The sequence below is a fragment of the uncultured Fibrella sp. genome, from assembly GCF_964250085.1.
In the GTDB taxonomy this organism is placed as follows: domain Bacteria; phylum Bacteroidota; class Bacteroidia; order Cytophagales; family Spirosomataceae; genus Fibrella.
Window position 1 is genome coordinate 801,206 of the sequence record NZ_CAXUEC010000002.1, and the last position, 13,256, is coordinate 814,461.

Annotated in this window: 9 protein-coding genes; 4 read left to right on the forward strand and 5 right to left on the reverse strand. The window is 52.0% G+C overall.

Annotated elements, in window-relative coordinates:
- Positions 1 to 80: 80 nt before the first annotated feature.
- Positions 81 to 1,997 carry an OstA-like protein gene (locus ACFE8Q_RS08840; protein WP_375445004.1) on the reverse strand — a complete coding sequence of 639 codons (1,917 nt, stop codon included), beginning with the start codon at positions 1,995 to 1,997 and terminating at the stop codon, positions 81 to 83.
- A 32-nt stretch (positions 1,998 to 2,029) separates the two neighbouring features.
- Between ACFE8Q_RS08840 and tilS the strand changes: the two genes are divergently transcribed.
- From tilS to rho, 3 genes are all read left to right on the forward strand, one after another.
- Positions 2,030 to 3,421 carry a tRNA lysidine(34) synthetase TilS gene (tilS, locus tag ACFE8Q_RS08845; RefSeq protein ID WP_375445005.1) on the forward strand — a complete coding sequence of 464 codons (1,392 nt, stop codon included), beginning with the start codon at positions 2,030 to 2,032 and terminating at the stop codon, positions 3,419 to 3,421.
- 136 nt (positions 3,422 to 3,557) lie between these two features.
- The gene (locus ACFE8Q_RS08850) at positions 3,558 to 5,849 is read left to right on the forward strand and encodes a carboxypeptidase regulatory-like domain-containing protein (RefSeq protein WP_375445006.1); all 2,292 of its coding nucleotides are present in this window, start codon (positions 3,558 to 3,560) and stop codon (positions 5,847 to 5,849) included.
- 432 nt (positions 5,850 to 6,281) lie between these two features.
- Positions 6,282 to 8,702: a transcription termination factor Rho gene (gene rho / locus ACFE8Q_RS08855; RefSeq protein WP_375445007.1), complete on the forward strand. Its 2,421-nt coding sequence runs from the start codon at positions 6,282 to 6,284 to the stop codon at positions 8,700 to 8,702.
- 89 nt (positions 8,703 to 8,791) lie between these two features.
- Here rho and ACFE8Q_RS08860 read toward each other — a convergent pair whose 3' ends face one another.
- From ACFE8Q_RS08860 to ACFE8Q_RS08870, 3 genes are all read right to left on the reverse strand, one after another.
- On the reverse strand, positions 8,792 to 9,541 hold the full coding sequence (locus ACFE8Q_RS08860; RefSeq protein WP_375445008.1) for a PQQ-binding-like beta-propeller repeat protein: 750 nt from the start codon (positions 9,539 to 9,541) through the stop codon (positions 8,792 to 8,794).
- Positions 9,542 to 10,056: 515 nt separating this feature from the next.
- On the reverse strand, positions 10,057 to 10,470 hold the full coding sequence (locus tag ACFE8Q_RS08865; protein WP_375445009.1) for a hypothetical protein: 414 nt from the start codon (positions 10,468 to 10,470) through the stop codon (positions 10,057 to 10,059).
- Positions 10,467 to 10,619 carry a hypothetical protein gene (locus ACFE8Q_RS08870; protein WP_375445010.1) on the reverse strand — a complete coding sequence of 51 codons (153 nt, stop codon included), beginning with the start codon at positions 10,617 to 10,619 and terminating at the stop codon, positions 10,467 to 10,469. Before ACFE8Q_RS08870 ends, ACFE8Q_RS08865 begins: the two co-directional genes overlap by 4 nt.
- A gap of 254 nt (positions 10,620 to 10,873) precedes the next feature.
- Between ACFE8Q_RS08870 and ACFE8Q_RS08875 the strand changes: the two genes are divergently transcribed.
- Complete coding sequence (locus tag ACFE8Q_RS08875) at positions 10,874 to 11,146, forward strand: helix-turn-helix domain-containing protein (RefSeq protein ID WP_375445011.1); 273 nt, start codon at positions 10,874 to 10,876, stop codon at positions 11,144 to 11,146.
- A gap of 72 nt (positions 11,147 to 11,218) precedes the next feature.
- Here ACFE8Q_RS08875 and ftsH read toward each other — a convergent pair whose 3' ends face one another.
- On the reverse strand, positions 11,219 to 13,252 hold the full coding sequence (gene ftsH / locus ACFE8Q_RS08880; protein WP_375445012.1) for an ATP-dependent zinc metalloprotease FtsH: 2,034 nt from the start codon (positions 13,250 to 13,252) through the stop codon (positions 11,219 to 11,221).
- Positions 13,253 to 13,256 lie beyond the last annotated feature (4 nt).

The following is a 13,256-nucleotide window of genomic DNA, read 5'->3' on the forward strand; positions in this document are numbered from 1 at the left end:
TGTGACTAACACAAACGTAGGTATGTTGAAAGACAAAGTCAACGTGATAAAAAGTAAAAAATTGTTAATTCTGCTGCTATTTACTTCTTCTGACCCGGTTTAGAGGGTATTGGTTTAAAATTAGCGTCAAATTTAATGCCGCTTTTATCCAATGGTGGGTTTAACCCCGTTGAAAGAAGCTGTTGTTTTAAAACGGCGGTTGTAGCAGCCGGTACTGTTGTTACCGGCAGAGGCAATGAAGTTGTTGCTACAGGCTTATTCCCCACCGCTTTTGCGCCATTTATTACCTGCTCTTTCGTTGGTTTTTCGGCAACACGCCAGCGAAAACCGTCCAGCTTTTTCTTCTCATCGGTGATCAGTTTAGGTGGTGTCAATGCGCCATCCGGGCTGCCATAAAACCGAATATTACCCACTCTGCCTTTCTTGAAATCGATGGTCATTTTGCTGCAATCAACGCGGTTCATTCCCGTAAAGACATTCTTATCATCCACTACGTAATAAATGCTCTGACCGTTGCCCTCTACTACCACCCGATTCAATTCCGTTTTATCTTCTACCTTGAACGGACCGGCTACGGCGGTTGTCGTACGCGGCGGAGTTGTAGTCTTGGCAGTAGCAGTTCGGGCCGTTTTTGTACGCGTACGGGCTGTAGCAGCCGGTTTTGGGCGAATTGTATCCAGCACGTTCTTAAACGAAGCGGTGATCGAACGGCCTTTTATCTGGTTGAAATATTGGAGTGAATCTTGTGAAATAACAAAAGATCGCCCACGCAGAAGCAGCGTATTGATCCGGTTATTTTTCAATTTCGCCGTCAGCGTGTCGGCCTCCATCTGATAGCCATCGCTCCAGACAATTGGTTTTTTGTAGAAGTAAATAGTAGAATCCGATACGGCATAAACCAACGAATCGCAACGACTTTGCAAGTCAGACTTATAGACCCATACATTTTTCTGACCTACCAGTTTACGCGGTTTTTTTTCGGTACTACCACTAGGTGTATCGTACGAAAAAAGTGTGTCGGCCCGCATATATAGCGTGTCTTTGCTGACGAGCGAACGCACCACCGCATTACCGGTCACTCGCGAGATACCGGCTTTGCCATTGTACCGCCCATTATCGCCGGTAATGATGGTGTTATTTTCTTTGCCAACCAGCACCACATTTCCCTTGGCAATGCCCAGTTCGGTCTGGTTATCGAAGTCGAGGGTATCACCGGTGAGCGTATATTTTTCGGCATAGGCAGTCGCTCGCTTTCTAAAGTTAGAGACCCGTGTCACCGTATTATACGTACCCTCACGGGCTACCAGCGTACCGTCTTTGTTCACGATCTTGGTCGGTCCCTGAAACGTAGCCATCTTAGTAGCACTGTTATACAGCAGCGAATCGGCGGTAAGCGTTGTTTTGGGGTTCACCAGTTTAACGTTTCGGATGAAGGTGAACTGTTTGAAACGGGTATCGTAATAGCCCTCCTCGCTGGTCAATACATTGTCTTTATCAACAATACGGCCTTTGCTGGGGTAGTGGGCAATGCCGTTAGCCATGTCGTAATCCAGGCGCGAGGTGGTCAGCGTCATTTTGGTATCGCGCAGCGAAACGCGACTCAGCAATGTAGACGAACGCGTGTTGCCGTAGTAATACATGGTATCCCCTTTCACGGTGATCGTGTCGCCCTGCAAAATGCGAACGTTTCCGTAAGCTTCCACCACGTTGGCACTGGCGTTCTGAATGGCCAGGTCACAGAACATCAATGCCCCTTTGTGCTTCAACCGAACATGGCCTACCAGCCGTCTTGTGGCGCTACCCGGCACCTGACTAACCTCCAGGCTATCAGCGTTTAAGATCTGAACCTGCTCGGTAGTCCCCGACGACGTACCTGGCACCGCCGGACGGCCAACCTGCGCCCACGCCAACGTACCTGACAGGAATAGTAGGGTCAGGAATCCGAAAAAAACGGCTATTGGCCGCGAAAGGGTATATTTTTGTGTAATCAAGTTCATGTACCTTCAACATGCAAATCTAACGTACCTGCGTGCTACCCGACGGCTTTTTAGCTTTTATTAACGAACACCAGCTCTTCACCAAAACAGACCGGTTGCTCGTGGCCGTCAGCGGTGGCCTCGACTCAATGGTGCTGGCGGCGTTACTACATCAGGGCGGGTTCTCGTTTGGAGTGGCTCATGTCAACTTTGGCCTGCGCGAAGATGCTTCCGATGCTGATGCCGCCTTTGTGCAGAACATGGCCCTTTCGTACGGGGTTCCGTTCCACCTGACCCGATTCGACACCGTTGCCGAGGCAGCCCATCGGCGGGAATCGATCCAGGTAACGGCCCGCCAACTGCGCTACGAGTGGTTTCGGCACCTTCAGCTACAGCATGGGTACGTTGCTCTCACAACGGCCCACCATCTGAACGACGTACTGGAAACTGTGTTACTAAATTTATCGCGGGGAACAGGCCTGGCTGGTTTGCGCGGGATGCCTATTCAATCGGAGCTTACCGACACCAGACCGCGGGTGGTTCGTCCGCTCTGGTTTGCCACGCGCGCCGCCATCGAAGCATACGCGCAGATACAAGCCATTCAGTGGCGGGAAGACGCCTCCAACGAATCGGACAACTACAGCCGTAACCAGATTCGGCATCATGTGGTACCTGTGCTCGAAACGATCAATCCCGGGCTTATGCAAACGCTGCCCCGTTCGCTGAGTCAGTTACGGGCCGCCGAAGCCATTCTTCAACAAGACCTCGACGCCTCATTTCATCAGTGTACTAAACCCACCGATGAAGGATTTATTATCGACCTTAACGCCCTGATGCGCCATTCCGAACCCCTGTTCCGGCTGGGCGAGTGGCTGCGTCCTTTCGGGTTTACACCCGACGTGCTGGCCCAATGCTGGGCGGCGGTTTCACGGGCCGGCAACGTACCTGGCCGTAACGGGCAGGTATTTCTGGCTCTCGCCCACCGGCTGTTGCACGACCGGGGCAAACTCTGGCTGCTTCCCCGTGAGTCTGTGCCAAACTTGCCGCTGCAGTTGACCGATTGGCCCATTTCGCTTCTAAAGGTTAGCACAGCCGGTGATTTATCTGTTGAGGTGATCAGCGTCGATGAGTGGGATGGTCGCTGGCCCGCCGATTCGTCGGTGGCACTGCTGGATGCCGATGCGCTACCGTTTCCCTGGGTGTTGCGCCCGTGGCGGGAGGGGGATCGCTTCAGCCCATTAGGTATGACCGGCACCAGGCTGATCAGCGATGTGCTGGCCGACGCCAAACTACCTATCCGTCAGCGAGAACGCGTATGGGTGCTGGAGGCAGATGGTCAGATTATGTGGCTGGTCGGTCTACGCGTGGCGCAGGCCTCCCGGATTACCAGAGCGACCCGCCGTATTGCGGTTCTGCACTGGCAGTCAGGGAGATTTAGTCTATAACCAACTAGGGTAATAAAGGCACGTCGCAACCATCAGATCTATGGTTTGTTTAGGTTTCCTCGCCGTGCCTTCATTCAGTTTGGCACTTATTTTGTTAATAGAGATTGGGGAAACCCATAGTTAAACAGATTACCTCATGAACCGATCAACACGGGTTCTGCTATTGATAGCGGGGCTGCTGATAACGTCGCTGACCCTGCATGCGCAGAGCGGGCGACTGAAGGCCGCTAATAAGCAGTACGATAACTACAGCTACCTGGCCGCCGTTCGACTGTATGAAGAGTTTTTACGCGGCAAACCCGCTGATGCTACCGAAGCCCGGGAAGCCATGACCAAGCTCGGTTTCAGCTACCGTAAACTTCAGGATACCCGGAATGCAGAACGCGTCTATGGTGAATTGATTGCAAGTTACCCCGATCTGGAGAGCGAGGTTTACCTGTATTATGCGCAGGCACTCGCCTCGAACGGAAAAAGCCGGGAAGCCCAGAAAATGTATAGCCAGTATGGTCAGCGCCAGAGTAACGATTTGCGCGGCCGCACCGGTACCATTACGTACATGGACCTTAGTCGCTTCTATCTGGACTCCTCATCTTATCGCATTCAGAACCTACCGATCAACTCCCGTCAGGCCGATTTCAGCCCGATGTACTATAAAAAGGGCCTTGTCTTCGTTTCCTCGCGCGATGAGGGCGGCGTGATCAAACGCGTTTTCTCCTGGAACCAGACTCCTTTTCTCGACCTTTATTCGTTTCCCGATACGAACCAGCTTCGTATTCCCGGTTTCGACCCGGTAGCCAGACCCGCCTCAACGGCTGTTTTGGGTGGCGGCGGGCCAGCGGCCGATCAGTCGGTTGAGGTCGAAGCCGAAAACAAACCGATTTCTAAATCAGAGAAGTTTAGCCGCACCCTGAATAGCAAATACCACGAAGGGCCAGTCACGTTTACGCAGGACCAGAATTTCATTGTGTTTACCCGCAACAACGGCAGTAAAGGTAAATCGGCGAAAAGCAGCGACGGTGTGCGTAAGCTGAAGCTTTACTCGGCCGTATTTCGGGGCAACAAATGGCACGACATCACGGAGTTACCCTTCAACAGCAGTGAATATTCGGTAGGGCATCCTGCTTTCGCGCCCGACGATCAACGGCTTTATTTCGTATCAGACATGCCGGGCGGTTATGGCGGTACGGACCTGTATGTCGTTGAGTTCAAAAACGGCGAATGGGGCACCCCCGTCAACATGGGTAAGGAGTTGAACACCGAAGGAAATGAGATGTTCCCCTACGTTGATTCGGCCGGCAACCTCTACTTCGCGTCGGATGGTCACGCCGGGCTGGGTGGGCTCGATGTGTTTTATGCCGAAATGAAGGATGGCGTTCCGTATCGCGATGTACAGAACGTAGGTTACCCAATCAACTCGGAGAAGGATGACTTTGGCCTGATTACCGACAAAGGACGTACCTCGGGCTATTTCAGCAGCAACCGGCGCAAGGGCATCAGCGACGACGATATTTACTCATTCCGACGGTCGTGTAAGCAGTTGAACATCCTGGTGTTCGATGCCAAAAGTGGGGCGCCGCTGAGTGCTGCCGACGTTCGCATTGTTCGCAATGGCTCAAACCAGGATTTGAAGGTGACCAACAACGAAGGTAAAACAGACCTTTGCCTTGATGTAAACACCGAATATGAGTTCAAGGCAGTGAAAGATGGCTATGCGCCCAACAGCATCCGTTTCTCGACCCTGACACAGTCGAACAAGCCGCAGATGAACGTGTCGATTTACCTGGAAAAGAGCGAAAACACCATTGTTCGCGGTGTGGTGAAAACGGAAGTAAACCAGAAGCCAGCCGAAGGCGTGAAGGTGACGTTGCGCAACGAGAAGGATAAATCGGAGAAAACGGTGGTAACCGGCCCCGATGGTGGCTACGAATTTGCGGTCAAACCCAACTCGCCGTTCACAATTACAGCCCAGAAAGACCGGTATGCCACCAAACGTACCCAGAGTAAAGTGATCAAAGGCAAGAAAACACAACGCACAGAAGTCGACTCGCTTGGCCTGTATGGTGAGGGCGACATCTTTCAGCTCAAAAACATTTATTACGACCTGAACAAGTTCTTCATCCGCCCCGACGCGGCCCGCGAACTTGATCACGTAGTAGCGATCCTGAAAGAGTACCCAACGATGAAAATCGAGTTACGGTCGCACACCGATGCGCGGTCGGGCGATGCCTATAACATGCGCCTCTCGGAAAGCCGGGCGCGGGCCGCCGTTGATTACATTGCTTCACGGGGCATCAACCCAGGCCGACTGACTGCCCGCGGCTATGGCGAGAGTGAAATTGTGAATGGCTGCACCGACGGTGTAGACTGCGCCGAAAGCGAGCACCAGCAAAACCGGCGGACAGAGTTTAAAATTCTGGCTGTCAAATAAGACCTTGTGTTGTGAGGTAAGTTTGGAAGGCGTAGGTTGAAAAACCTGCGCTTTTCTTTTTTCAGGATAAAAAATGTACGTACCTGATAAAATTGCCCCACTGTCCCGTTGGATAAGGGAAACCTTTTCACTTTTTTCTTGTTACGTGATTAATCTGTCGGATTGTTTTATATTTGTATACCTATGATTCAGAGGGGCTGACGTATCACTCCGCACCCTGATTCTAGCCTGCAAGCACTACGTTCCCGTTGCAGATTTTACCGCCCGAGCATCGTACCGGGTGAGGTCGTATCGGCCAGCTTATTCTCTATTTCCTGTCGTATATCCTTCAGCGTACATTCACTTGTTAGCTGGTCCCAACGGCCACTTTCCTATTTCTCCCTGTGCCTGCTCACTTTGCTCTCCGACAGCAGTCTGCGCTAACCCTTACTTATGTATACTATTGACGACTTAACGTCCAAGCCTATCACGGCGTTACGTGGCCTTGCCGATCAGTTCGGTATTCCTGAGGCCACCAAGTACCTAAAAAAAGACCTTGTTTATAAGATTTTGGATCAACAATCGCGGCAACCAGGCGATACATCGCCCACAGTAACCAGCTCGGACGTTTCAGCCGACGGTGCGCCCAAACGAGTAGCACGAGGCCGTAAAACGCAGCCCGCCGTTGACAACAACAGCGTCGACGTAGTCGCCGAGTCTACCCCCACTCCCATTCTTACTGAAGAAGTACCCGCTGAGCATTCGCCAAAACCCCGGCAACAACGGGCTAAACGAACAGCCGAACCCGTTGCTGAAAATGCCGCCGACGTAATGACACCGTCAACACCGGTCAGCCCCATTGCGCCAGAAGCAGTTACCGCCCAGCCCGCAACGGAACAACCCGCTCAGCCGGTTGAGCCAACTCAGCCAAGCGGGGAATCAACCGAAGCGACTCAGGAAGAGCATCGGCGTGAGCCTCGCCAGCGTATGGACGGAGCCCGCCAGGGCGACAGCCGCCAGGGACGTCAGGATGATCGGCGCAACCAATCAGAGAATTACCGGGCCGACGGGACACGTCAGAACCGGACTGATCAAAGCCGGCCAGAGCAGCTAAACCGAAACCGGACCGACCAAAGTCGCCCGGAACAGAGTCGTCCGGAACAGGGTGATATGCCCCGGCGGGATGATTCCCGGCAGCGGACGGATGATCGGCGTAATCAGTCGGATCGCCCACGCGATACCAGCTACGGACGGCCAGATTCGGCGCGGCCAGATTCATCCAGATTTGATAACGGCCGGACAGATCGGCAGTCGGGCAATCAGCCCCAGCAACGCAACGACCGGTTTGGCAATCAACAACGCCCCAACCGGACCGATCAGGATACCAACCGAAATCAACAAACCCGGCGTGAGCTGCGGGATTCGTACCGGAGTCAGAATCCCAACCCGTCCGTTCCGTCGTTTCAGCAGCCTGTTCAAAACCGCCGACCTACCGTCCGGGACGAGAACGCGACCAACTTTCAGCAGGAACCAGACGAGGAATTCCTGACGCCAACGGTGATTTCTGACGAAACGCCCGGCCTCGCCAACGTACCTGAACAAGCCGATCAGGAGCAACCTGCTACCGACGTTCAACAGCCGGATGGCGAAGCAACTGGTCAGGATGGTCAGCGGCAGCAGTCGCCCCAGCCCACTCGTGAACAAACGGAATACGCCAGCCGTATTCGTCGCCAGTATAACCAGCACGTTCGCGAATTCGATGGCATCATCGACAATGAAGGTGTGCTGGAGATCATGTCCGACGGTGGCTACGGATTCATGCGCTCGGCCGACTACAACTACCTGGCCAGCCCCGACGATATTTACGTGTCTCCGTCGCAGATCAAACTGTTTGGCCTGAAAACCGGTGATACCATCAATGGCTCGATTCGCCCACCGAAAGAAGGCGAAAAATATTTTGCCCTGTTGAAAGTAACCACAGTAAACGGCAAAACGACCGAGGAAATCCGGGACCGTATTCCCTTCGAATACCTCACGCCTCTTTTCCCGGAAGAACAACTCAAACTCAGCACCCGACCCGACGTGTACTCTACCCGCGTACTCGACCTCTTTGCTCCGATTGGCAAAGGGCAGCGCGGTATGATCGTGGCTCAGCCTAAAACGGGTAAAACGGTGTTGTTGAAAGAGATTGCCAATGCCATCACTAAGAACCACCCGGAGGTATATCTGCTGATTCTGCTGATCGACGAACGCCCGGAAGAAGTGACAGACATGGCCCGCAGCGTAAACGCCGAAGTCATTTCCTCAACCTTCGACGAACAGGCCGACCGTCACGTGAAAGTGGCGAGCATGGTACTCGAAAAAGCCAAGCGCATGGTTGAGTGCGGCCACGATGTGGTTATTCTGCTCGACTCGCTCACCCGCCTGGCACGAGCCTACAACACGGTTGTGCCGTCATCGGGCAAGATTCTTTCGGGTGGTGTAGATGCCAATGCGCTGCACAAACCCAAGCGGTTCTTCGGTGCAGCACGTAACGTAGAACATGGCGGTTCGCTAACGATCATCGCCACAGCCCTGATCGATACAGGTTCTAAAATGGATGAGGTAATCTTTGAGGAATTCAAAGGCACCGGCAACATGGAACTTCAGTTGGATCGTCGCCTTGCCAACAAACGTGTTTACCCGGCTATTGACGTGATGGCATCAGGCACCCGGAAAGAGGACCTGCTCATCGATCGTGAGTCGCTGCAACGCGTCTGGATTCTGCGCAAGCATATGTCAGACATGAACCCCGTTGAATCGATGGACTTCCTCCTCGACCGGATGCGCGGCACCCGCAACAACGAAGAATTCCTGATCTCGATGAACCGGTAACGTACCTAACCACTCTGGTACGCTACTACAGCAATAAAAATCCCCGTCAGTACTGACGGGGATTTTTTGTGTTCAGGTACGTTGTCTGCTTAGCGGATCGCTTCATAGCCGTACGCGTTTAACCCCGTTGTGGCTACGATACGCCCTTTGCTGCCTCCCTGCCCCGGCACGGCCACGCAGGTGCCGTAGAAATAAGCCCCGGAGTTCTTGTCTACATCCGGTGAGCGCAACCGCCACAGATGCTTGCCTGTAGCCGCATCAATAGCGTGCAACCGACCATCACCACCACCCATGAAGTACAGCACCCCGTTAAGGTAACTGATAGGCGAGGCCGAGCCCGAGCTTTCCTCTTTCCAAAGCTGAGCGCCTGTTTCAGGATCAAGGCAGTAGGTGTAGCGGTTGTCGTTGTTGCCAAAGATTTTACCATCCTGGATAATAAAGCCCGATGAACCAAACCCTTGATCGAAGTTGACCGACCAGAGTAGTTTCCCTGTCATCACATCATTACACTGCATGGACCGGGTAGAAGTATGGTACACCTTACCGTTATACAGCTTGGCCCAGGATACGTTCGAGTTTGGATACGAACCGTTCAAGGTCACCCGTTCATATACCCATTTACGCTGTGTATAATTGTATAAGCCCATAGCAGTGGAATAACGGCTACCGCTTTTTGCTGGATCGTTATACAGCACCGTAACCAAGATTTCGCCATCTTTCTTGAAAGGCAAAGTCTCACCAATCATTCCCTTGAATACGCTTTGCTGGTCAGCATCGGTATAATCGTAAGTAGGCATGACCACATAAACCGGGTCGCCTACTGCCTTCAGATCAGTCATATATAGTCCTTCTGGCTGCCCAGAATCGCGTACTGAACCGCTGGTAAACAAAAAATTACTGATTCCCGAGCATTGCGGATAGCGAGAGAGCGTCACCTGATTTCTAGCTATAGTCTTACCTGTTGGCAAATTTACCAGGTACGTGTTACCACCGTCAATAAAAGCCAACCCCTCATCGTAAAGGTGGTATCTATCCTCTCTAACAGTTAATGGGTCTGTATATGTAGGATTGGTAAGTTGCGAAAGTAAATCTCCCCACATCCAGTTTACACTACCACTACCGCTGCTTAGACTGTATACGAAACGCTTAGCACCCCGATTAGCACCTACCAGTACATTCTCCTCATTGTAAACCAGTACTGACCTGACCACTTCCTCCGCTAACTCGCCATTATTGGATATCGAAGTAGCCCATAAGGAAGGTTGTTTACTGACTACGCCATCAGCGTCAACCACGCTCTCCTCCTCGCTACACGCAACAAGGAGGAGAGCCAATAGCATGATAACTGCCCTTATCATCGTTTTGGGGTAGCAAAAGCGGGGCCGTAAACATTATCAAATGCCTCGTTGTATATAGTTCCCATCCTCGGATGCTTCCGCATCTGTAAATGGTTCACGCCTAAAGCCTCGACACGGGTAGCGTTGGTGGCCCAGGCTGTGTTGTAACCCGACAGCGAAGGTGCTTTGATCAAACCATCGCTTTGCCCATTGGTGGAGGGATAGTAGGTGTAGCAAACCTGGATAATGCTGCTGTTGATACAGGTGGTATAATCCCCGCCCACCGTCGCAAAGTCCGGGTTTTCAGGCCCCAAACAGGCGTTCAACGCATTATGGTCAATGTCTTCATAACAGATTTGGAAGTACGACGGAATGCCTGATCCGATCAGGTGGTTCCAGATCCGCTCCGAGTCGTACCGTACCCAGTTCATGCCCCTGCCCCATTGGATGGCTGAATAAACAAAGGGAATAGCACCAATCCCATCAATACGCCCTCTTCAGGCTTCCCTTTACCCGGATCGCTCTCCAGAAAGTCGGGACTACAAGCCTGTAGACAGCCGCCAATAATGAGTAACGACATCACACGCCAACGTCGTTGAACTAAGAATAAGTCTTTCATTTTCGATGTGATTTGTAAACAGATCAAAAATGTAGGCTTTCTGTTGGTAAACCAATAACTGAAACTTATCAAACAATAAGTATCTACTTAAGTAAATTTTTAGTTATTCCACTTAATGCTCGTTTAATCGATTCTTCTTTGTTTATAACTAAAAAATACTAAGATTGTTGCTTACTTAGCGTATGGCGTATCTACTCTCCACAAGTTATAAGTTCATGGAAACACTTCCCGCAAAACTCTGCCAGCTTCGCCAAGTGATTGGTTTGTCGCAATACCAGATAGCCTTCTTCCTGAATGTGAGTCAGCCAGCTTATAGCTACTGGGAAACGGGCGAGACACAGCCCCGCTGGAAAAATGTACAAGCTATTGCCACCTTTTACCATATTTCACCAACAGACTTGCTATCAACGGAAACCGGTGCCTTGCTGATTCAGATTCTTCATAATCAAGCCTTGCAAACATTGAGCTTAGTAGGAGAGATCAGTTAACGTACCTGACTACCACAAAAAAGGCCCATCCAGTACTGGATGGGCCTTTTTTGTGGTAGTCAGGTACGTTGCTCAAATACCTTCCAGTGTCTCGTGAGGCTTGATCGCATCGGGGATTGAGTCCGTACCAATCTCTTCTTTGACTTCCTCAGCAATACCCCGCTTTTTGTACGCCTGATACACTGTATCACGCTCGAATGGGCGTTTGCCGATCAACCGAACGAGGTCATCCTGATACAGAATCTCTTTCTTCAACAGTTCCTGCGCAATAATCTCCAACGCCTCGCGGTGATCGGCCAGCATCGTTTTTGTCCGCTCGTAAGCGCCCTCGATGATCTTCCGAACTTCCTCGTCGATCTGACGGGCCGTCTCTTCCGAGTATGGCTTGTTGAACGAATATTCAGATTGTTTCGAGTCGTAGAACGACACGTTACCAATCTTGTCATTCATGCCGTACATGGTCACCATGCTGTAGGCCAGCTTGGTAATCCGCTCCAGATCGCTCAGCGCACCAGTCGAAATCTTGTCGAAGACCAGATCTTCGGCTGCCCGGCCACCCAGCGCCATGCACATTTCGTCCATGAGTTGTTCGGTCCGGTACAGGTACTGTTCGCGGGGCAGGTATTGCGCATAACCCAATGCAGCTACACCACGTGGCACGATCGACACTTTCACCAGCGGATCAGCGAATTCGAGGAACCAACCGGCCAGCGCGTGTCCGGCTTCGTGATAGGCAACGATTTCTTTTTCTTCCGGCGAAATCAGCTTGTTCTTCTTTTCGAGGCCACCAATGACACGGTCCATCGCATCCTGGAAATCGATCATATCCACCGATTCCTTATCATGACGGGCAGCAATCAGCGCGGCTTCGTTACAAACGTTGGCAATTTCAGCACCAGCAAAACCAGGTGTTTGGGCGGCCAGCTCTTTAGGCTCCACATCGGCCGACAACTTGATGGGCTTCAGGTGGACTTTGAAGATGGCTTCGCGACCGATAATATCCGGCTTGTCGATGCTGATCTGACGGTCGAAGCGGCCGGGACGTTGCAGGGCAGAGTCAAGCACATCAGGACGGTTGGTTGCGGCCAGAATGATGATACCTGAGTCGGTAGCAAAACCATCCATTTCAACCAGCAGCGAGTTCAGCGTGTTTTCGCGCTCGTCATTGGCACCGGGCATCGAGCCACGGCCACGTGAACGACCCACGGCGTCGATCTCATCGATGAAGATGATACAGGGCGCTTTTTCTTTCGCCTGCTTGAACAGGTCACGTACCCGGGCAGCACCTACACCGACAAACATCTCGACGAAATCGGAACCTGAGAGCGAGAAGAAAGGGACACCCGCTTCGCCAGCTACTGCTTTGGCTAACAAGGTCTTACCAGTACCCGGAGGACCGATCAGCAGGGCACCTTTCGGAATCTTCGCCCCCAGTTTGGTAAACTTCGACGGGTTCTTCAGGTAATCAACGATCTCTTTGATCTCTTCTTTGGCTTCGTCCAGGCCAGCCACGTCGTTAAAGGTGATCTTAACTTTGCTATCGGCATCGAACAGCGCGGCTTTCGATTTTCCAATATTAAATATCTGACCACCGGGACCACCGCCACCAGACATTCGGCCCAGGATGAAATACATGGCCAGAATCATGGCAATGAAGAATCCGTACGTAGCCAATTGACTTGCAAAGTCTGTGCGTGTTTCAACGTTATAGTCGATCCGCTGATTATCGGGCTTATCCTTTTCAATACGTTCCAGATCGCGTTTCAGCGACTCAGCAGAAGGCACCTCAAATTGGTAATGTGGGCCTGCGCCCCCCCCAAAGTAGGGTTTCTCCCCATTCAACCCCCGATACTCAGGTTTTTGCAACGCCTGTTGAGTAAGCGTTACTTCGGCGTATTTATCATTGACGACGATAACCTTCTGAACGTCGTTGTTGCGAGCCATCCGCTCAAACTGCCGGGCCGAGGTAGGGCGTACCGATGTACTTTTACTTAGGAAGGCGATGCCCAGAATAGCGGCAATCAGCAGTACCACAATCCAGCCCTGGAAGTTCGGCTTTCTGGGCAACCGGGGCAGTGGATTTTTATTGTTGTTGTTATCAGACATTTCG

Excerpts from the sequence above, each read along its gene's own strand:
- ACFE8Q_RS08870 (WP_375445010.1), bottom strand. The coding sequence starts at position 10,619 with ATGTCGTTACTCATTATTGGCGGCTGTCTACAGGCTTGTAGTCCCGAC.
- ACFE8Q_RS08840 (WP_375445004.1), bottom strand. The coding sequence starts at position 1,997 with ATGAACTTGATTACACAAAAATATACCCTTTCGCGGCCAATAGCCGTT.
- rho (WP_375445007.1), top strand. The coding sequence starts at position 6,282 with ATGTATACTATTGACGACTTAACGTCCAAGCCTATCACGGCGTTACGT.
- ftsH (WP_375445012.1), bottom strand. The coding sequence starts at position 13,252 with ATGTCTGATAACAACAACAATAAAAATCCACTGCCCCGGTTGCCCAGA.
- ACFE8Q_RS08860 (WP_375445008.1), bottom strand. The coding sequence starts at position 9,541 with ATGACTGATCTGAAGGCAGTAGGCGACCCGGTTTATGTGGTCATGCCT.
- ACFE8Q_RS08850 (WP_375445006.1), top strand. The coding sequence starts at position 3,558 with ATGAACCGATCAACACGGGTTCTGCTATTGATAGCGGGGCTGCTGATA.
- ACFE8Q_RS08875 (WP_375445011.1), top strand. The coding sequence starts at position 10,874 with ATGGAAACACTTCCCGCAAAACTCTGCCAGCTTCGCCAAGTGATTGGT.
- ACFE8Q_RS08865 (WP_375445009.1), bottom strand. The coding sequence starts at position 10,470 with ATGAACTGGGTACGGTACGACTCGGAGCGGATCTGGAACCACCTGATC.